Origin of the sequence: Streptomyces sp. NPDC086147 (genome assembly GCF_040702165.1) — a bacterium.
Classification (GTDB): Bacteria; Actinomycetota; Actinomycetes; order Streptomycetales; family Streptomycetaceae; genus Streptomyces.
This window is the reverse complement of record NZ_JBFBJO010000010.1, coordinates 160903-180125: the sequence shown is the minus strand read 5'-3', so window position 1 is coordinate 180125 and position 19223 is coordinate 160903. Positions and strand designations below refer to the sequence as shown.

The window sequence follows — 19223 nt, the reverse complement described above, 5'->3', positions numbered from 1 at the left end:
CCGGACCGTCGACCGGGATCGTCGGCCCGGAATGTCGGACTGGAACGTCGACCGGGATCGGCGGCTCGGATCGGCGACCGGGATCATGGGTCGGGGCCGGCGCGGTGTCGTGGGCCGGGAGCGTCCGCCGACGGGTCCGGTGGGCGGGATCCGGCCGGGGAACGGCCCGGGACGCCCCGGGGCCCGCCCGGTGGACCGGAAGGAGGGGCGCGGCCCGAGCGGGGCGGGACACCCCCTACCGGCTCAGCTTGACGAAGGCTTCCTCCAGCCGGGCCAGCACTCTCGCGACGTGCGGCAGGGCCAGCGGATCGGCCGCCGCCAGGGACTGCTCCTGCTCCTCGGCGGTGTCGCCGTAGAGCATGCTGGTGGCCGCCTTGAAGCGGAGCGCGCCCTCGTCGTCGCCCAAGTGGTGGCCGCCCAGGACCAGGACGCCGTGGCTGTCGAAGAGGTGGCGCTGGAGGCCGGGCGAGTCGGTGACGCCGTACGAGGCCAGACGGTCGCGCATCGGCTCGAAGTCCGGGTACACGTAGAAGCCGCCAGTGGGCGGACGGCAGTCCGCGCCCGCGTCCACCATGATCCGGTGGACCGAGCGGGCCACCGCGCCGTGCAGCCGGGCGCTGGCGGCGAGCCGCCGCCTGATCTCCTCCGGCTCGGAGAACGCGTAGGCCGCCACCTCCTGCATGGGGCCGGCCAGGGTGGACCAGACCTCGCTGGCCACCGAGACCACCCCGTCGCGGACCGCCAGGCCCCAGGCGTTGTCCGGGAACCGGCAGACACCGATGCGCCAGCCGCCGAGGGCGAGCGTCTTTGAAAGGCCGCTGGTCACGATCGTGCGGTCGGGCGCGACCTCGGCGGGGCTGAGGAAGGGGGTCGCCGGATCGTGGACGATGTCGCGGTAGATCTCGTCGGAGACGATGACGAGGTCGAGCTCCTCCGCGATCGCGCAGAGCTCGCGGACCAGCGCGGGCGGGGCGAGCGTCCCGGTCGGGTTGTCCGGCAGGGTCAGCACCACGACGCGCGGGTCACCGCCCTCGGCGCGCGCCCGCCGGACCGTGTCGCGCAGGGCGGCCGGGTCCGGGACGCCGCCGCACTCGGCGGGGACGGGCACCTCGTACGCCGTCTTGCCAGCCAGTCTCACCTGCGGGACGTACGAGTTCCAGGCGGGCCGGGGGACGAGGACGTCGCCGGGGAGCACGTGCTGGAGGGCCATGAGCAGGGGCTTGCTGCCCGGGCCGACGACGATCTGGTCCGGCCCGGTGGGCAGGTCGCGGCGGCCGAAGTAGCCGGCCACGGCCCGGCGCACCGGCTCGCCGCCGGCCACCGGCCCGTAGGCGTTGCGGTGCGCGCCGCGGGCCAGGCGCTCGGCCAGCGGTGCGAAGGCGGGGAGCCGCGATTCGCCGAAGGCCAGGTGCAGCACCTCCTGGCCGGCCGCGCGGCGCTCCTCCACCAGCTGGTTCAGGGCGAGGTTGGGCGACGTCCGGCGCCGGGAGACCTCGTGCGGCGTCCGCCGGTGGGAGACCTCAGACATGGGCGAGCTCCTGGCGGAGCCAGGCGGACGCGTCGACGCGTCCGGCGGACTGCGGCGGCGCGCCGCTGATCGCGGCGGCGATGTCGGCGGGGGTGTCGTCGGCGGGCCGCAGGTCGTCCAGCCAGGCGGCGGTCTCCGAGTAGTGCGCCCGGAACGGGCGTCCGACCAGCCGCGGATCGCGGGCCTGGAGCATGCGGAGCTGGAAGAAGCGGCCCTCCGGGCCCTCGGTGACGCCGTCGACGACCACCTTGCCGGGCGTGGCCGACATGACCGGCCCCCGCACGGTCCGGGCCAGCCCCGGCAGGGTCCGGTAGGCGGACCGGAAGATGTCGTGGGCGCGGGCGAGCGGCACCCTGAAGTACTCGTACGGGCCGGTGTCCCGCTCGACGAACATGTAGTACGGCACGGCTCCCGCCGCCAGTTCGGCGCGCCACAGCGCGCTCCAGGTCTCCGCGTCGTCGTTGACGTGCGCGACCAGGGGGGCCTGGCAGTAGGCGAGGGCGCCGGTGGAGCGGATGCGGGCGACGGCCCGGCGGGCCAGGTCGGACTCCAGCTCGCGGGGGTGCGTGAAGTGCATCATCACCGCGAGGTTGCGCCCGGAGGCGACGACCTCCTCGAAGAGGCGCAGCACGTCGTCGGCGTCGGGGTCGGTGACGAACCGCTGCGGCCAGTAGGCGACCGACTTGGTGCCGATGCGGATCGTGCGGACCGTGGGCACGCCCATGATCGGTTCGAGGTGGCCGCGCAGCCGGTCGGTCGACATGATCATCGGGTCGCCGCCGGTGACGAGCACGTCGTCGACCTCGGGGTGGTGGCCCAGGTACTCCACCAGCCGGCTGGGCTCCGGCACGGCGAAGCGCAGATCGGCGTCGCCCACGAACTGGGCCCAGCGGAAGCAGTAGGTGCAGTACGAGTGGCAGGTCTGGCCCTGGCCCGGGAAGTACAGCACGGTCTCCCGGTACTTGTGCTGGACGCCGGGCACCTCCTCGCCCTCCACGACGGGGACGTTGAGCTGCTTCTGGCCGGAGGGGTGGGGGTTGAGGCTGCCCCGGATCTGCTGGACGGCCAGGCGGAGCTCCTTCTTCGCGCCGGGGTCGTCCACGAGGGCGGCGAGCCGGCGCTCGTCCTCGGCCCGGAGCATCCCCGTCTGCGGGAAGACCATCTGGAAGACCGGATCGTTCGGGACGTCGTTCCAGTCGACGAGGTTCGCGAGGACGTATTCGTTCACCCGGAACGGGAGCACCGCGGCGAGGGATTTTATGGACCGCGTGAGGTCGTCCGGTATTCCGAACCTTTTACCCAGCTCGTCCACGTGACGGGCGCCGTAGGCCCGGAACCTTTCCGTTTCCAGGGCGGCGGGAGCGGGAGAAAGAGGGGGCATGCGTTTTCCTCCGGTTCAAGGAAGCTGACCCGAGCAATTTCCTTGATCGTAGGCCGACCGGCCCTGCCGGAACCAGAAAGTTCGGCGGCCGGTCGATAGTCCCTTCGTATACCTGGATAAGCGGATTCGGTTCCCGGCGGAGGGATCCGGGTCAGTCGCGGGCGGGGCTCGCTTCGGCCTCGCTGAGCGCCTGCGGCGTCACGGTCCGCAGGAACGGGACGATGATCACGAGGGTGGCGACGGTGAACACGGCGAAGGCGGCGCGGATGCCGAACCACTCGGCGAGGACGCCGACCAGACCGGCGCCGAGCGGCATCGCGCCCCAGCTGAAGAGCCGCGCCGCGGCGTTGTAGCGGCCGAACATGGCGTCGGGGACCAGTCGCTGGCTCAGGGTGCGGGAGTTGACCGTCCACAGGATGCCGCCCATGCCGCCGAGGAACGCGCCGGCCGCCACGACCCAGAGGTTCGTGGAGAGGACCGGGGTGGCGACCATGGCGGCGGTGCCGACGAGGTCGGCGAACATGGCCCAGCGGCGCCCGAGGAGGCGGTTGACCGTGGTGACGGTGAGCGCGCCGACGAGCCCGCCGGCGCCGAGGGCGCTGAGCAGGATGCCGTACTCGCGGGCGTCGAGCCCCATCAGCGAGGTGGCGACCAGCGGCATCAGGGCCAGCCAGGCGCCCCAGCAGGCGGAGAGCACGGTCAGCGCGAGGGCCATGAGGCGCAGCAGCCGCTGCTGCCAGAGGAAGCGGACCCCTTCGGCGATGCGCTGGTTGACGGTGCCGGTCGGACGGGTGTCGTCCGCCTTCGGCCGGAACCGGCCCACCAGCAGGACCAGGATCAGGGTGCCCACCAGATATCCCGCGCCGGTCCAGCCCAGCGCCACGCTCGCGCCGGCGGCCACCAGGAGCCCGCCGACGAACGGCCCGCAGAACTCGTTGCAGACCGTCTCGGCGCCGGCCACCCAGGCGTTCGCCCGTTCCTGGCCCGCGGGGGCCACCGCGGAGGGGACCAGGGTGGCGGCGGAGGTCAGCGCGACCACCTCGGCGACGCCCAGCACGAAGCCGCCGACGTACAGGGAGGGCAGGGTCACCGCGTCGCGCACGGCGAGGAACAGCAGGGACGCCACGACGAGCATGCGCGCGATGTCGGCGATCCAGAGCAGCACGCGCCGGTCGAAGCGGTCCACCAGGACGCCCACGTGGAGGGCGACGAGCAGCCAGGGGAGCGTGAGGGTGAGGCCCACGCCCGCCACCTGGGCCGGCGAGTCCGTCAGCCCCGTCGCCATCAGCGGCAGGACGACCTTGGTGACCCCGTCGGCCAGGTTCGTGATCGCGGTGAAGCTCACCAGGACCGCGGTGTTGCGGGTGCTGGGGTCGCCCGGGCCCGTCCGCTTCTCCGTCGGGGCCGGGGGCCCGGCCTCGGTCGTCGGGGTCCGCCGGTCCGTCGCGTTCTCCATGACTAACCTCCTAAAGCTCTTTGGTGGTCAGTATGGCAGCGGTATCGTGGGCGTGCAGCTGATCTCGGCCACCGGCCATCGGGCCGTTCCATGGCCCCATAGCGCGCTCACATGGGAGAGCCGCGCACCCGCATCGGAAAGGCGGCGCACCCGTGCTCGACCCGTCCCCGGCCGCCGAACTGATCGAGGCCTTCACCAACACCGTCGACCTGGAGAGCGGCGACGACGACGTCGCCACCCCCGCCGAGCTGGCGAGCTGGCTCGCCGGACGGGGCCTGGCGCCGTCCCCGCCGCGGCTGACCGAGGCCGAGCACGGGGCCTTCCTCGCCCTGCGGGCCGGCATCCGCGAGGCCCTCGACGCCGACGACCCCGTGGCGCCCGCGCACCTCGCCCTCGCCGACGCGGTCCTGGCCGACGTACCGCTCCTGGTCACCTTCGCCGCCCCGGGCGCGCCGCTCGTCCCGGCCCCCGGCGGCCCGCCCGCCCGGACCGCCCTCGCCCGGATCGCGGCCGCCTGGGCGGAGATCGTGCTGAGCGGCCACGTCCACCGGCTCAAGCGGTGCGCCGAGCACACCTGCGGCTGGGTGTTCTGGGACGCCTCCAAGAACCACAGCCGCCGCTGGTGCTCGATGCGGGTGTGCGGCAACCGCACCAAGTCGCGGCGGTACGCGACCCGGCACCGCGACCTCGCGGGCTGAGCCCTGGCCCCGCCGGCGCGCGCCTCGCCGGAGGCACCCGTGCGCGGCGCGCACCGTGACGTCCCGTGTACGGCGTGAGCCGTGACGCCCCGTGCGCGGCGTGCGCACCGTGACGCCCCGTACGCGGCGCGCGCACTGTAACGCCCAGGGAACGCCCCGGGCCGGGGGTGCGGAAAATCGCCGCACGGATATTATTATGGGGCCATTCGGCAATCCGATGCCCGCGACGGGCGGCGCCTTTCCCGGCCCGGGGCGATGGCCTCATCCGGCATCCTTATGGACTCCGGGCCGCGAATCATTGACCCCACCCGGCACCTCCTCCCTAGCATGGCCGCATTCCATTCGGCATTCCGAATGAATTCCACCCCAGCCATGACGAGGAATCCGCAATGACGGACAAACTTGCCATTGTCACCGGCGGGACCAGGGGAATCGGACTGGCGCTCAGCCGCCGCCTGATCCGCATGGGACACCACGTCGTCGCCTTCTACGGCTCCGACCGCGAAGCGGCCGCGAAGGCGGAGCAGGACAACGCCGGATCCCTCACCGCGATCCGGGCCGACCTCTCCGACGCCCGACAGGTGGCAGACGCCGCCGCCACGGTCCTCCGCGAGCACGGCGCCCCCGCCGTCCTCGTGAACAACGCCGGCCTCAACCGCGACCGCCCGTTCCTCGAACTCACCGACGAGGACTGGCGCAAGGTCCTCGACACCAACCTGTCCGGACCCTTCTGGCTCGTCCGGGCCCTGGCCCCCGCGATGATCGCCGCAGGCGGCGGCTCCATCGTCAACGTCGGAGCGACCACCGGCATCCGGCCCCGCGTCGACGGCGCCAACTACTGCGCCAGCAAGGCGGGCCTGCTCCAGCTCACCAAGTGCCTCGCCCTGGAACTGGCCCCGGCCATCCGGGTCAACTGCCTCATCCCCGGCATGATCGACACCGAGGAGCTGCGCACCCGCTGGCGCCTCGACGACCCGGAGCGGATGGCGCAGACCCTGGACGAGATCCCGGTCCGCCGCATCGGCACCACCGAGGACATCGCCGACGCCCTGGAGTTCATGGTCGGCCCCGCCGCCACCTACCTCAACGGCCAGAAGGTCATCGTCGACGGAGGGCAGTTCATGTGGTGACCGCGACAGCGACCGCGAAGCCGACCGCGAGCGAGACGGCCGACGCCCTCCTGCGCCGCGCCAGGACCGCCTTCGACGCCGCCCCGCCCCTCGGAGACGCCGCCTACACCCGCTACTGCCGGGAACTGGCCGCCCTGCTCCAGGAGCGCCGGCCCGACATCCAGGCCGCCAACCGGACCGACGTCCAACGCGCCGAGGCACGGGGCCTGCCGCCCACGCTCGTCGACCGCCTCCGCCTCACCGACGAGCACTTCGACCGGATGGTCGAACTGACCGACGCCGTCGTACGGGAGCTGGACGCGGTCCTCGCCGACACCCGGGGCGTCCCGGCCGGCGACTGGGGCGTCCTGCGCGGCGTCCCCAAGCCGCTCGGCGTGGCCCTCATGATCTACGAGGCCCGCCCCACCGTGACCGTCGACGGTGCCCTGCTGCCCGTCGCCGTGGGCAACGCCGTCCTGCTGCGCGGCGGCAAGGAGAGCGCGGCCACCGACGCCGCGCTGGCCGCGACGGTCGAGGCCGCCCTCGTCTCCGCGGGCCTCCCCGCCGGTCTCGTCACCGTCCTGGAGGACCCCGACCGCTCGCTGATGAAGGCCGTCCTCGCCCGCCCCGACCAGGTGGACGTCCTGATACCGCGCGGCAGCCCCTCCCTGATCGAGTACTGCCGCACGGCGAGCTCGATCCCCCTCATCGCCAGCGGCGGCGGGGTCAACCACCTGTACGTGCACCGGTCGGCCGACCTGGCGCTGGCCGCCCGCGTCACCCTGAACAGCAAGATCCCGGAACCGGCCGGCTGCACCTCGGTCGAGATGGTGCTCGTCGACCGGGAGATCGCGCCCGACTACCTGGCCGCCGTCCTCGCCGAGTGCGAGCGGCAGGACGCCCGGCTGACCATCCGCCTGGACTCCTCCATGGCCGGACCCGCCGCCCGGGACGACATGCCCTGGCGCACCGAACCGCTGGAACCGCACGACCTGGGACGGGAGTTCCTCGACCCGGTCATCGGTCTCCGGCCGGTCTCCGGCCTCGACGAGGCGGCCGAGCACATCCGGGCCTACGGCTCCCGCCACACGGAGGGCGTCCTCGCCGAGGACCCCGGGACGGCGCGGAGGTTCACCCGGCTCGTGGACGCCGCGATGATCGTCGTCAACGGATCGCTGCGCCTCCACGACGGCCCCAAGCTCGGCCTGGGCTCGGAGATCTCCATCGCCACCGGACGGCTGCACGTCCGCGGCCCGGTGACCCTCGGCGCGCTGGTGACCACCACCTGGGTCGTCGAGGCCAACGGCGAACTGCGCGACTGACCGCCCGCGCCCGCCCCCTCCTCCAGGGCGTCCGCCCGCCCCGCACTACGCCGCGGCACGGCCCGTCACCCCCACCCCGGACGCCGCCGCCCCGCACCCCCACGTCCTCCGAACTCCCCGAGTCTTCTACGTCTTCGTGAGAGGCAGCAATGACCACCGTCCCGCACATCGACCGGACCGCCGTCGGCGACACCGTCAAGCGCGTAGTCGTCGCCGAGTCCCGGCTGTCCATCGACCCCACCACGATCTCCGACGCCGAACCCCTCGTCGGCGAGCTGCTGCGCGTCAACTCGCTCGGCTTCGTCGGCATGCTGGTCCGCATCGAGGACGAGCTCGGCACCACGCTCCCCGACGACCTGTTCGTCGGCCGCAGCTTCCAGACCGTCGGCGACCTCATCGACGTCGTCCTGTCCGGCACGGAGAACGCCCGATGACCGTCGCGCTCCCGACCCGCTGGCGCAGCGCCCTGCCCCACCTCTCCGCGCCGATGCCCCCGGACCTGACCCCCGAGACGGCGGCGTCCGGCACCGGGGTCGGCGTCAACCTGCCCATGGAACTGGTCCGCCAGAGCGTCCTGGAACGCGAGTACTGGCAGATACCGGACGAGGTCCTCGCCGCCTACCGCCAGTTCCGGCCCACCCCGCTGTGGCGGGCCACCGGCTTCGAGCGGGCCATCGGCTCCCGGGTGCCGATCTACATGAAGTACGAGGGCGGCAACATCTCCGGCAGCCACAAGCTGAACACCGCCCTCGCCCAGGCCCACTACTACAAACAGGCCGGCGTGAAGGAACTGGTCACCGGCACCGGAGCGGGCCAGTGGGGCACCGCGATGGCCGCCGCCTGCGCGCTGTTCGGACTGCGCTGCCGGGTCTTCATGGTCGACTCCAGCCTGCGCCGCAAACCGTACCGCGGGGTGCTGATGCGCATGCTCGGCGCCGAGATCCACTCCAGCCCCAGCGGTCTGACCGGGATCGCCGACCGGCGCGGCGAGGGCATCGGCAACAGCCTCGCGCTCGCGATCGGCGAGGCCGTCGAGTACGCCTCCACCCACGAGGGCGTCGCCTTCTGCATCGGCAGCGGCGAGACCTACAGCATCCTGCACCAGTCGGTCATCGGGATCGAGGCACAGGACCAGCTCGCGGAGCTGGACGGAACGGTGGACATGGTCGTCGGCGCCGTCGGCGCCGGCTCCAACTTCGGCGGCATCGCCCTGCCCTTCCACGCCGAGGCGCGGGCCACCGGCACGGAGGCGCCCACGCTGGTCGCGGCCGAGTCCTCGACGGCGCCCAAACTCACCCGCGGCGTCTACGCGTACGACAAGACCGACGCCACCGGCACCGGCCCGATGGAGGCGATGTACACCATCGGCAGCGACTACCCGATCCCGGACGCCCACTCCGCCGGCCTGCGCTTCCACGGCGCCGCGAAGATCATCTCCGCGATGCGGCACACCGGCGACATCGCCGCCACCGCCGTCACCCAGCAGGAGGCGCTCGACGCCGGCCGTCTGCTGACCCGCAACGAATGCGTGCTGCCCGCCCCCGAGTCGGGCCACGCGCTCGCCGCGGCCGCCAAGCTCGCCACCTCCGGCGCGGACGGCATGCGCGCCCGGAACGGCATCCTCGTCTGCGTCAGCGGCCACGGCTACCTCGACCTCGCCGCGTACGAGCAGCTCCTCAACGACGAGCTCGGCGACGAGGCGCCCAGCGAGCAGGCCCTGCTGCGCGCCGTCTCCGGCCTCGCCCCGGCCGCCCCGGACGGCGTCGCCCCCCGCCTCGCCGGGGGCCCGCTGCTCGCCGGAGGCCCGCGATGACGTCCACCACCGACACGGCACCGGCGCCCGAACGGACGCCGACGGCCCCCTCCGTCCGCGCCGAACTGCTCGACTGCGTGCAGTCCAACCTGGCCGTGCTCGCCGACCGGTTCCACGGGCCGGACACCCACCTGGCCCTCGGCGCCACCCTCCGGTTCGCTCCCCGGCCCGGCCCGCACGGACTGCCTACCCTGGAGCCGGAGGCGGCGCACCAACTGGCCGCCGTCGCGGACGTCGGCCTCGTCGAGCACACGCGCCGCTACGACGTCCCGGCCGGGGAACTCGCCGCACTGGCCGCCGCGCACGGCCCGCTGTACGTCATGGCCGACAGCCACGACATGCCCTGGCTGCCCTACCACCGGCAGCGGCACATGCAGCACAGCTACCTGGTGGCGGCCGAGGGCGACCGCGCCCTGGTCGTCGACGCCTACCACAGCTACACCCCGTGGGGCCTCGCCGCACCGGGGGAGTGGACCCTGGACTGGGCCGAACTGCCCCCGTCCTCCCTGGTGGTGGTGTTCGGACCGGCCGAGGCCGGAGCACCGGAGACGACGCCGGGCAGCGAGTACGGCGACGTCGACGGCTACACCGCCGCGTACGCCGGCCACCCCGACCGGTTCGCCGCCCTCGACCGGCTGACCACCGAGACCTGGCTGCTCGCCCGCTCCCGGCGGCTGCACGCGGCCTTCCTGGAGCACACCGGCCGGACCCCCGGACCCGGGACCGCCGAGCACCTGCGGCGCCTCGACCGGCTCGCCGAGCAGGCGTTCCTCGCCATGCGCCGGGTGCAGCGCGGCCGACCCGAACCGGCCCGGCTGATGACCGACCTGGCCGACGCCCTGCACGCCGACCGCGCGCTCTTCGCCGCGCCCCCGGACCCGTCGCACGACACGGTGACGCGGACCGTCGCCGAGGTGCTCGGCGTCGACACCGCCGCGCTGCTCGCCGCGCCCGCCCTCACCGCCGTACCCGGCTTCAACTCCTTCCAGGTCGTCGAGATCGTCGAGGCCCTGGAGGAGCGGCTCGGCATCGAGTTCGCCGCCGAGGACCTGCTGCCGGAGAACCTCCACCGGGTCGAGGACCTGCGACGGCTCGTCGCGAGCGCCCGCGCCCGCTGACGACCGGAGCGCCCGGCCCTCCCCGTACCCCTTCCCACCACGACAGGAGCACCACGATGGACCCCCGCTTCACCGAACTGCTCGCCCCCTTCCTCAAGTACCTCGGCGACCAGGAGCTCGTCGAAAGCTCCGACCTGCGCAAACTCGGCCTGGACTCGATGCAGTCCATCGAACTGCTCTTCGCCATCGAGGACACCTTCGGGCTCTCCCTGCCCGACGAGGACCTCAACGACGCGACCTTCGCCACCGCCGGCGCGCTGTGGAAGGCGATCACGGCGGCCGAGGGCGCCCAGGGTCTGGCGGACGTGGCGTGAGCGCCGACACGGCCCTCGCGCCCGAGGCGTTCGAGACGCCCGATGCTCCTGACGTTCCCGAGGCCCCGGTGGACGCGTCCACCGGACGCACCCCCGTGGAGCGCGCCCGCCACGTGGCCCGGATCGCCGCCGAGCACGCCCGCCGCCACGACCGCGACGCCGACTTCCCCGTCGAGGCGCTGGCCGCGCTGCGGGAGTCCGGACTGCTCGGCCTGACCGTCCCGGCCGACCACGGCGGACTCGGTGGCTCCCTGACCGACCTGCTCGACGTGTGCGTCGAACTCGGCCGCGCCGACATGTCCGTCGCGATGATCCTCGGCATGCACTGCCAGCAGGTCGCCGCCGTCACCGGACACGCGGGAGCGCGGCTGCGCGACGCGCTGCTGCCCCGGATCGCCGCCGGCGAGCTCTACCTGGCCTCCGTCACCACCGAGGCGGGCAAGGGCGGACACCTGCTCACCGCCGAGTCCGAGGCCCGCGGCGACGCGTCCGGCCTGGCCATCGACCGGTTCGCGCCGATCGTGACCGGCGGCGCCCACGCCGACGGCTTCCTGATCACGGTACGGGCCCCCGACGCGGCCTCCCCGACCGAGGTCTCCCTCGTCTACGCCGACCGCGACCAGCTCTCCGTCGAACCGAGCGGGGAGTGGAACCCGATGGGCATGCGGGCCAGCCACAGCGGCTCCCTCCGCCTCACCGGGCACGTCCCGGCCCATCAGGTGGTCGGCGCGCACGGCGCCTTCTCCGTCATCGCGAGCGGGGTGTTCGGACCGCTGGCCCACCTCGCGTGGTCCGCCGCCTGGCTCGGCACCGCCGCCGGCGCCCTCTCCCGGGTCGTCCACATGCTGCGGAGCCCGGCCGGACGACGCCGCTTCGACCTCGGCTCCGAGCTGCTGCTCTCCCGGCTCTCCGCCGCCCGCCAGCGGATCGACACCGTGCACGCCCTGCTCCGCCACACCGCCGGCGTCGTCGACGGCACCGCCGACCTGTCCCAGCCCAGGATCCAGCTCCTCCTCAACGCCCTGAAGATCACCGCCTCGGAGCAGTGCCACGCGGCGGTGGACGACCTGGTCGTCGCCGTGGGGCTGCGGGACGGCTACCTCAAGGACTCGGACACCCGGCTCGAAGCGGCCCTGCGCGACCTGCGCTCGGCCCCGCTCAACTACAGCAACGACCGCCTGCACCAGGCCGACGGCCGGCTCGCCCTGCTCGACCCGGAGGTACGCCTTGTCTGACCAGGCCGCTCTGCGGCCCGCGCCGAGGGGCGCGGCCGGATCGGCACCACCACCGCCCACCGGGACCGACCGCGCGACACCCGTCCCCGCCCGGCCCGTTCCCACCGAGTCCGTTCCCGTGACGACCGTTCCCGCCCAGCCCGTTCCCGTGACGCCCGTACCAGCCGAGTCCGTTCCCGCCGAGCCCGGCTCCGCCCACTCCGCCCCCGCCCCCGGCACCACCGCGCTCGACGCGCTGCCGTCCGGGGCGGACGGGCGCCGGATCTGGGCCGCGCTCGGCGGCTCCGGCCGGCTGGCCGCCGTCTACCGCGACGGCGACCCGGCCTCCGGCGTCGTCCCCGACGCGCTCGGCCGGCTCATGACCGACGTCGACGCCCGCTTCGGCATCGGCGCCACGCTCTCGGTGTGCATCCAGCTCGCCACCTCCGTCCCCCTGCTCGCCCTCGGCGGCGACCCGGCCGCGCGCGCCCTGCGGGACGCCCTCGCCGGCCGCGCCGTCGTCGCGCTCGCCGCCACCGACGAGGGCTCCGGCGCCGACCTCGCGGGCCTCGGCACCACCGTGGCCGTCGAGGACGACGGCGTGACGGTGACCGGCACCAAACGCTGGATCACCGGCGCCCTGTACGCCGACCACCTGCTCGTCCTGGCCCGCCACCGCGAGGGCCGCCACTTCACCAGCTTCACCTGGGTCCTGGTCCCGGCCGACGCGCCCGGAGTGAGCGTCGAACCGGCCGACACCGCGCTCTTCGACGGCTCCGGCACCGGACACGTCCGTCTGGACGGGGTCCGGCTGCCCCGGGAGCACGTCGTCGGCCGGGTCGGACGCGGCATGACCTCCTTCGCGGCGCACATCGCGGTGGAACGCCTGACCGGCACCCTCTGGGGCGTGGCCCTGTGCGCGCGGACGCTGCGCGGGACGAAGCGGCGCCTCCAGGAACGCGCCTACGGCGACGGCACCCTGTGGCAGCTGGAGAGCGTGCGGCAGCGCTTCGCCGCCTGTCTGCTCCGTACGCACGAACTCGCCGCGCTCGCCCACCGGCTCGGCGACCGCGTCGCCGAGCGCCACGACACCGCCGCGGCGGCCCTGCTCAAGGCGAGCGCGGCGAAGACGGTCGACGCCGTCCTGGCCGAGTGCGCCCAGCTCCAGGGCGCCGAGGGCTTCACGACCTCCGGCGCCCAGTGGACCCGGGCCCAGGCGGCCCTGTGGGGCATCGGCGGCGGCACCACGGAGATCGTGCTCGCGGCCGTGGCCGGAGCCGCCGACCCCCTCCTCGCGGAGCTGCCCTCATGAACGTCATCGAGATCGTCCCCGACGTGTGGACCGCGTCGGGACGCGTCACCGCACCACCGCGCGGCCATCCGGACGACCTCGCGGCCGCCGCCGGCATGGTGGCCTGGCGGGCGGAGGAGTTCCTCGCCGGCCGGGCCCTGCTGCGCACGCTCCTCGCGGAGGTCGCGCCGGGGGCCGAACGCCTGCGGGTGGCCCCCGGGCCCCACGGCAAGCCCCACCTGCCCGACCGGCCCGACCTCGGCATCAGCGTCGCCCACGACGAGGGGCACTTCGCGACCGCCGTCGCCGTGGGCCGCGCCGTCGGCGTCGACGTCCAGCGGCCCGCCCCGCACCTCGCCCCCGGCGTCGTCCGCCGCTGCGTCCGCGCCGGGCACGAGGCCGTCAACGCCCTGCCGCCCGCCGAGCGCTCCCTGGCGTTCGCCTGGATCTGGACCGCCCAGGAGGCCTGCGTGAAGGCCGAGGGCAGCGGCCTGGCCGGCGGCCCCTGGACCGTCGACGTGGGCCTCGGCCAGACGGAGGGCACCTGGAAGAACTTCACCTGGCGCAGTCTGCGCGACACATCGGAGACACCCCTGAGCTGCGCATGGGAGGCGGCCGGATGAACGGCGTGGCGAACGACCTCGTGAACGACGCTGAGAAGGACCTCGCGAAAGATTCCGTGAGAGACCCCGCGAACAACCCCGGGGAAAACCTCGCGAACGACCCCCCGACCCGTACGGAGCACACCTCGGCGCCCGTACCGGCGGGCCCGGCCACCCCGCCCGACCCGCCGGAGCTGAGCTGCTACACCGCCGCCCTGGTCGCCTACCTGGAGCCGGAGCTGCCCGACGTCGCCGACCGGCTCGCCGGGGCCGTCCGGCTCGCGGTCCGCACCGACCACCCCAGCGGCCGCCTCGCGTTCTCCCACCACCACCGGATCGACCTCACGGCCGGCTCCGGCGGGCTGGTCCACCGGGGCGCCGCCCACTGGCCCGAGGCGCTGGCCGCCCTGCGCGCGGAGGCCGACCGCAACGGCCGCGTCCTCGCCGTCGCCAACACCCGCACCGTTCCCTGGTCCCCGGCGTACGGGACGTCCACGGCGGCCCACTGGATCCTGCTGGAGCCGGTGCCCGGCGGCCCCGGAGCCTGGCGGGTCACGGACCGGTTCGCCGCCCTCCTCCCGGAGGGCGAGCAGCACCCCCACACCGGTGTCGTCGACGACACCGCCCTGCGGTCCCTGCTCACCCCGCCGGGCACCCTGGCACCGCAGTACGCCCTGCGCGACGTCCACGCCCTCGGCGAGGCCTCGGAGACGCCCGCCCCGGACCACTACGGCTGGCTGGCACGGCGCTCCGCCCCGGCCGCCACCGCCCCGCCCGAGGGCCGCTGGCTGCACGAGCCGTCGGAGACCCTCGGGTTCCTCGCCGACCGGCTGGGCGCGGACCCCGTCCTGCTGGCCGCCCACGCCGACGACCTGTGGGCCGCCGCCCGCCACCAGCGCCACCGCCTGGACCTGCTGGCGCGCACCGGAGCGGTCTCCCGGACGGCCGCGGAGGCCGCCGCGGACGCCTGGGGCGAGCTGCCCCGCTCGCTCCGCTTCGCCGTCACCTCGGCCGAACGCGGCCGCCCCCGGCCCGGCGTGGTCGCGCGGGCCTTCGCCGGCCTCGTCGCCGCCACCACCCGCGTACAGAAGGAGGAACAGCGCTGATGTCCGTACGTCCCGAGGCACCGCAACCCCGCCTCCACGACTGGTTCGCCCGGTCCGCGCACCGCCACGGGGACGGCCGCACCGCCCTGGAGGTCGACGGCCACCACCTGGGCTACGCCGCCCTCTCCGCCCTCGCCGACACCGTCGCCGGGACGGTCCTCGCCCGGCACGCCGGCCGGCCGGCCCGGGTGGGGCTGCTGGCCTCGCGCTCGGTCCTCGCGTACGCCGGCTACCTGGGGATCCTCCGGCTCGGCGCCACGGTGGTGCCGCTGAACCCGGCCTTCCCCCTCGCCCGCAGCGGCGACGTCGCGAAGGAGGCCGGACTCGACCTGGTGCTCGCCGACGCGTCCCTGCCCGACCTGGACTCCCTGCCCGTCCCGGTGCTCCGGCTCACCGACCGGGACCTCCTCGACCCGCCCGCCGAGTCTCCCGTGCCCGCCCCGCCGCCCGCGCCCGCCGTCTCCGGCAACGACCTCGCGTACATCCTGTTCACCTCGGGCTCCACCGGCCGTCCCAAGGGCGTCCCCGTCACCCACGACAACGTCGCCGCCTACCTCGGCCACGTCATACCCCGCTACGGACTCGGCCCCGGCGCCCGGGTGTCGCAGACCTTCGACCTCACCTTCGACCCGTCGGTGTACGACATGTTCGCGGCCTGGGGCTCGGGCGCCACCCTGGTCGTGCCGACCCGCGACGACGTCCTCTCCCCGGTGCGCTACGTCAACGAGCGGCGGATCACGCACTGGAACTCGGTGCCCTCCGTCGCGGCCATCGCGATGCGGCTGCGCGCCCTGAAACCCGGCGCCATGCCCACCCTCCGGTGGAGCCTGTTCTGCGGCGAGGCCCTGAAGACGGCGCACGCCGGGGCCTGGGCCGCCGCCGCCCCGAACAGCACGCTGGAGAACATCTACGGCCCCACCGAGATGACCGTCACCTGGACCGAGTACCGGCTCCCGGCCGACCCCGCCGACTGGCCGGACACCGGCAACGGGACCGTGCCCATCGGCACCCCGTACCCCGGCCAGGAACACCTGGTCCTGGACGAAGACGGCCGCCCCGCCGACGAGGGCGAGCTGTGCGCGCGCGGCAGCCAGCGCTTCCCCGGCTACCTCGACCCGGCGGACGACGCCGGCCGCTTCCACGCCTTCGACGGCCGGCGGGCCACCGCGTACGACGGCTCCGGGCCCCTCACCCCGGAGCACTGGTACCGCACCGGCGACCGGGTGCGGCGACAGGCCGACGGGACGCTGGTGCACCTGGGCCGGATCGACCACCAGCTGAAGATCCACGGCTACCGGGTGGAACTGGGCGAGATCGAGCTCCTGCTGACGCGACAGCCCGGCGTGACCGACGCCGTGGTCCTGGCCGTGCCCGGCCGCAAGGGCGAGCCCGTGCTGCGCGCGGTCTGCACCGGCGGCCCGGCGGACCCGGCCGAACTCCTCGACGCCCTGCGCGAGAAGCTGCCCGCCTACATGGTGCCGGCCACCGTCGGGTTCACCGAGGCCCTGCCGCTGAACGCCAACGGAAAGGTCGACCGGGCCGCCCTGGTCGCCTCCCTGTCCCGACCGGAAGCGGCCTGAGAGGCGAACCATGACCATCGACACCACCCTTCCCGGCGCGCCCCCGCTCGACCAGGGGACCTTCCGCCGCACCATGGGGCGCTTCCCGAGCTTCGTCACGGTGATCACCACCGGGACGGCCGGCGGCCCCGCCGGATGCACGGCCACCGCCGTGCTCTCGCTCTCGCTGTCACCGGCGAGCGTCCTCGTCTCGCTGCGCAGCGAGAGCCGCACCCTCCGCGAGATCCGCGCCTCCGGCGCCTTCGCGGTCAACGCCCTGGCCTGGGAACAGCGCGCGCTCGCCCAGCGGTTCGCCACCGGCGACCCGGAACGCCGGTTCGACGGGGTCTCCCACTCCTGGACGGACGGCGTCCCCGTCCTGGACGACTGCTCGGCCACCGTGGTGTGCCGGCTCCACGACGCCGTCGAGGCCCTGGACCACACCCTGCTCATCGGCACCGCCGAACGGGCCGAGCACGCCCCGGACGCCCCCATGGTGCTCCTCGACGGGCAGGCGCACCGGCTCGCACCGGCGGACTTCCCCGCCCTCTGACCCTTCCGGCTGACCCTTCCGGCCGCTGCACCGGGGCCTTCCGTCCCCCGGCTCCTCCCCTCCGACCTCTTCGACAGACCCAGGAGACCACCTCCCGTGACACCGTCCACCCAGACCGCCGCAGGTCCCCTCGACACCCGTCACGAACTGCTGCACTCCTTCCTCCTTTCCACCGCGCCCGCCGCCCCGGACAGCCCGGCCGTCGTCGAGTTCGTCGCGAACGGCTCCGTACGGACCACCCGCTACGGCGAACTGGCCGACCTCGTCCGGACGTACGCCGCCGACCTCGACGCGCTCGGCCTCGACATCGGGGACAGGGTGATCCTGGAGTCCGACACCTCGGCCCACTCGATCGCGCTGCTCCTCGCCTGCTCGGTGGCGGGCCTGCCGTTCGTCCCGGTCAGCCCGGAGACCCCCGACCGGCGGCTGCGGACGATCATGGAGACCACCGGCGCCGCCCTGCACCTCCAGACCGAGGAGGGGAAACGGGAGGACGTGCCGGTGACGGCGGGCACGGCCCGGTTCGGCTCCGGCCGGCTGCGTCTTGAGCGGCCCCCGCAGCCGCGGACCCGCCGCAGGTCCGAGCTGTGCCCGACCGACACCGCCTACATGATCTTCACCTCCGGCAGCACCGGACGCCCCAAGGGCGTCGTGATGAGCCACCGGGCGGTCACCTCCTTCTACCGCGGCATGCTGGACCAGGGCATCGTGGGCCCGGGGGACCGGGTCGCGACCACCTCGCCCCTCCAGTTCGACTTCTCGCTCCTCGACATCGGCCTCGCCCTGGGCAGCGGCGCCGCGGTGGTGCCGGTGCCGCGCGGCCTGCTGCGCTGGCCCAGCCGTTTCCTGCGGGTCCTCGCCGACACCGGAGCCACCCAGGTCAACGGCGTGCCGTCGATCTGGCGGCAGAGCCTGCGCCACCTGCCCGACCGGCTGGCCGAGCTCACCGGGGTGCGCGGCGTGCTGTTCTGCGGCGAGGACTTCCCGCTGCCCGAACTCCGCGCGCTCCAGGAGCTCCTGCCGCAGGCCCGGCTGATCAACTGCTACGGCGCGACCGAGTCGATGGCCTGCTCCTTCACCGACGTCCCCCGCCCGATCCCCGCCGACCTGGAGAAGCTGTCCATCGGGTACGCCCACCGGGGCGCCGAGATGCTCCTGGCCGACGAGACCGGCCGGCTGATCGAGGAGACCGGCGTCCCGGGCGAGATCCACCTGCGCACCCCGGCCCTGTTCACCGGCTACTGGGACGACCCCGTGGCGTCGGCCGCCGCGCGGGTGCCCGATCCGGCCGAGCCGCGCTCGGGCCAACTGGTGCTGCGGACGGGCGACCTGGCCTACCGGGGGCCGCACGGCGAGTTCTACTTCTGCGGACGGGCCGACTCCCAGGTGCAGATCCGGGGCAACCGCGTGGAACTCGGCGAGATCGAGCGCCGGCTGCGCGAACACCCCGAGGTCGCCGAGGCCGTGGTCCTCCTGGTCGAACGGGAGGAGGACGAGCCCCGGCTCACGGCCTGCGTGGTGGCGCGGGACGGCGCGGCCCCCCTCGACGACGGCCGGCTGACCGACTTCTGCGCCGCGTCGCTCCAGCGGTACATGATCCCCGACACGGTCCACGTCCTCGCCGCGATGCCGGTCTCGACGAACGGCAAGGCGGACCGCAGGGCGCTGGCGACGCTGCTCGCCGTGGCCCGCTGAGCCGGCGGGGGAGGGGGACACGGTGAACCGGACCGAACGGTGGCCGAAAATAGCGCCCGCAGACCACGTATACCTCAGTTACGCATATCTCAACGCACGCGACTACGACGCCCTCGCTTCGCTCCTCGACGCCGACGTCGTCTTCCGGGGACCGGAAGGCGTGGTGGCTTCGGGACGGGAGGACGTGATAGCGGCGGAAAAACGCAGACGCTTCGTCTATACGCTCGACGAGATCTGGAGCGCGGCGGGAAGAATGGTGGTCACGGGCATTCTCCGGCAACCGGAACCAGGATGTCCGGAAGTGGATTTCGCGGCCATCTTCGTCATGTCGGAATGTGGCCTGATCGTTTCCCGGAGGACCTACGTTTCGGGGATCATCCCTGATGAGGCCGATACCGGGACGGGAACTGGCCGAATCGTATCCATGGAGGCATAGCCCCTCACCGGACTGCCGGGGGCATGTT

18 protein-coding genes are annotated in these 19223 nt (G+C 74.0%); 15 read left to right on the top strand and 3 right to left on the bottom strand.

Annotation, left to right across the window (positions count from 1 at the left end; all coding sequences use genetic code 11):
* Positions 1-235: 235 nt before the first annotated feature.
* The 3 genes from AB0398_RS22635 to AB0398_RS22625 form a co-directional block, all read right to left on the bottom strand.
* Entirely contained in the window at positions 236-1528 is a 1293-nt protein-coding gene (locus tag AB0398_RS22635; RefSeq protein ID WP_366377418.1) for a pyridoxal phosphate-dependent aminotransferase, read from the bottom strand.
* Positions 1521-2909 carry a lysine 2,3-aminomutase gene (locus AB0398_RS22630; RefSeq protein WP_366377417.1) on the bottom strand — a complete coding sequence of 463 codons (1389 nt, stop codon included), beginning with the start codon at positions 2907-2909 and terminating at the stop codon, positions 1521-1523. The genes AB0398_RS22635 and AB0398_RS22630 overlap by 8 nt, the downstream gene beginning before the upstream one ends.
* 151 nt (positions 2910-3060) lie before the next feature.
* On the bottom strand, positions 3061-4365 hold the full coding sequence (locus AB0398_RS22625; protein WP_366377416.1) for an MFS transporter: 1305 nt from the start codon (positions 4363-4365) through the stop codon (positions 3061-3063).
* Positions 4366-4517: 152 nt separating this feature from the next.
* Between AB0398_RS22625 and AB0398_RS22620 the strand changes: the two genes are divergently transcribed.
* The 15 genes from AB0398_RS22620 to AB0398_RS22550 all read left to right on the top strand — a co-directional run bounded on the left by AB0398_RS22620 (position 4518) and on the right by AB0398_RS22550 (position 19195).
* Complete coding sequence (locus tag AB0398_RS22620) at positions 4518-5063, top strand: CGNR zinc finger domain-containing protein (RefSeq protein WP_366377415.1); 546 nt, start codon at positions 4518-4520, stop codon at positions 5061-5063.
* Between the two features lie 389 nt (positions 5064-5452).
* Positions 5453-6193, top strand: a complete 741-nt coding sequence (locus tag AB0398_RS22615; RefSeq protein ID WP_366377414.1) for an SDR family NAD(P)-dependent oxidoreductase — start codon at positions 5453-5455, stop codon at positions 6191-6193.
* A complete protein-coding gene (locus tag AB0398_RS22610) occupies positions 6190-7494 on the top strand; it encodes a glutamate-5-semialdehyde dehydrogenase (RefSeq protein WP_366377413.1) in 1305 nt (434 codons plus the stop codon). Before AB0398_RS22615 ends, AB0398_RS22610 begins: the two co-directional genes overlap by 4 nt.
* A 149-nt stretch (positions 7495-7643) precedes the next feature.
* Positions 7644-7928, top strand: a complete 285-nt coding sequence (locus AB0398_RS22605; protein ID WP_366377412.1) for an acyl carrier protein — start codon at positions 7644-7646, stop codon at positions 7926-7928.
* The gene (locus AB0398_RS22600; RefSeq protein ID WP_366377411.1) at positions 7925-9307 is read left to right on the top strand and encodes a TrpB-like pyridoxal phosphate-dependent enzyme; all 1383 of its coding nucleotides are present in this window, start codon (positions 7925-7927) and stop codon (positions 9305-9307) included. The genes AB0398_RS22605 and AB0398_RS22600 overlap by 4 nt, the downstream gene beginning before the upstream one ends.
* Positions 9304-10425: a phosphopantetheine-binding protein gene (locus AB0398_RS22595; RefSeq protein WP_366377410.1), complete on the top strand. Its 1122-nt coding sequence runs from the start codon at positions 9304-9306 to the stop codon at positions 10423-10425. Before AB0398_RS22600 ends, AB0398_RS22595 begins: the two co-directional genes overlap by 4 nt.
* Before the next feature lie 56 nt (positions 10426-10481).
* On the top strand, positions 10482-10739 hold the full coding sequence (locus AB0398_RS22590) for a phosphopantetheine-binding protein (RefSeq protein WP_366377409.1): 258 nt from the start codon (positions 10482-10484) through the stop codon (positions 10737-10739).
* The gene (locus AB0398_RS22585; protein ID WP_366377408.1) at positions 10736-11974 is read left to right on the top strand and encodes an acyl-CoA dehydrogenase family protein; all 1239 of its coding nucleotides are present in this window, start codon (positions 10736-10738) and stop codon (positions 11972-11974) included. Before AB0398_RS22590 ends, AB0398_RS22585 begins: the two co-directional genes overlap by 4 nt.
* Before the next feature lie 148 nt (positions 11975-12122).
* Positions 12123-13265, top strand: a complete 1143-nt coding sequence (locus AB0398_RS22580; RefSeq protein WP_366377407.1) for an acyl-CoA dehydrogenase — start codon at positions 12123-12125, stop codon at positions 13263-13265.
* Positions 13262-13867 carry a 4'-phosphopantetheinyl transferase superfamily protein gene (locus tag AB0398_RS22575; protein WP_366377406.1) on the top strand — a complete coding sequence of 202 codons (606 nt, stop codon included), beginning with the start codon at positions 13262-13264 and terminating at the stop codon, positions 13865-13867. The genes AB0398_RS22580 and AB0398_RS22575 overlap by 4 nt, the downstream gene beginning before the upstream one ends.
* 56 nt (positions 13868-13923) lie before the next feature.
* Complete coding sequence (locus tag AB0398_RS22570) at positions 13924-14952, top strand: hypothetical protein (protein ID WP_366377405.1); 1029 nt, start codon at positions 13924-13926, stop codon at positions 14950-14952.
* On the top strand, positions 14952-16532 hold the full coding sequence (locus tag AB0398_RS22565) for an amino acid adenylation domain-containing protein (RefSeq protein WP_366377404.1): 1581 nt from the start codon (positions 14952-14954) through the stop codon (positions 16530-16532). The genes AB0398_RS22570 and AB0398_RS22565 overlap by 1 nt, the downstream gene beginning before the upstream one ends.
* Positions 16533-16542: 10 nt before the next feature.
* A complete protein-coding gene (locus AB0398_RS22560) occupies positions 16543-17064 on the top strand; it encodes a flavin reductase family protein (protein ID WP_366377403.1) in 522 nt (173 codons plus the stop codon).
* Between the two features lie 96 nt (positions 17065-17160).
* On the top strand, positions 17161-18759 hold the full coding sequence (locus AB0398_RS22555) for an AMP-binding protein (protein ID WP_366377402.1): 1599 nt from the start codon (positions 17161-17163) through the stop codon (positions 18757-18759).
* Between the two features lie 22 nt (positions 18760-18781).
* Positions 18782-19195, top strand: a complete 414-nt coding sequence (locus AB0398_RS22550; RefSeq protein WP_366377401.1) for a nuclear transport factor 2 family protein — start codon at positions 18782-18784, stop codon at positions 19193-19195.
* Positions 19196-19223 lie beyond the last annotated feature (28 nt).

Bases quoted from the DNA above. Each gene is read 5' to 3' on its own strand.
- AB0398_RS22615 (WP_366377414.1), top strand. From the start codon at position 5,453: ATGACGGACAAACTTGCCATTGTCACCGGCGGGACCAGGGGAATCGGA.
- AB0398_RS22575 (WP_366377406.1), top strand. From the start codon at position 13,262: ATGAACGTCATCGAGATCGTCCCCGACGTGTGGACCGCGTCGGGACGC.
- AB0398_RS22605 (WP_366377412.1), top strand. From the start codon at position 7,644: ATGACCACCGTCCCGCACATCGACCGGACCGCCGTCGGCGACACCGTC.
- AB0398_RS22625 (WP_366377416.1), bottom strand. From the start codon at position 4,365: ATGGAGAACGCGACGGACCGGCGGACCCCGACGACCGAGGCCGGGCCC.
- AB0398_RS22600 (WP_366377411.1), top strand. From the start codon at position 7,925: ATGACCGTCGCGCTCCCGACCCGCTGGCGCAGCGCCCTGCCCCACCTC.
- AB0398_RS22560 (WP_366377403.1), top strand. From the start codon at position 16,543: ATGACCATCGACACCACCCTTCCCGGCGCGCCCCCGCTCGACCAGGGG.
- AB0398_RS22630 (WP_366377417.1), bottom strand. From the start codon at position 2,909: ATGCCCCCTCTTTCTCCCGCTCCCGCCGCCCTGGAAACGGAAAGGTTC.
- AB0398_RS22595 (WP_366377410.1), top strand. From the start codon at position 9,304: ATGACGTCCACCACCGACACGGCACCGGCGCCCGAACGGACGCCGACG.
- AB0398_RS22565 (WP_366377404.1), top strand. From the start codon at position 14,952: ATGTCCGTACGTCCCGAGGCACCGCAACCCCGCCTCCACGACTGGTTC.
- AB0398_RS22635 (WP_366377418.1), bottom strand. From the start codon at position 1,528: ATGTCTGAGGTCTCCCACCGGCGGACGCCGCACGAGGTCTCCCGGCGC.
- AB0398_RS22590 (WP_366377409.1), top strand. From the start codon at position 10,482: ATGGACCCCCGCTTCACCGAACTGCTCGCCCCCTTCCTCAAGTACCTC.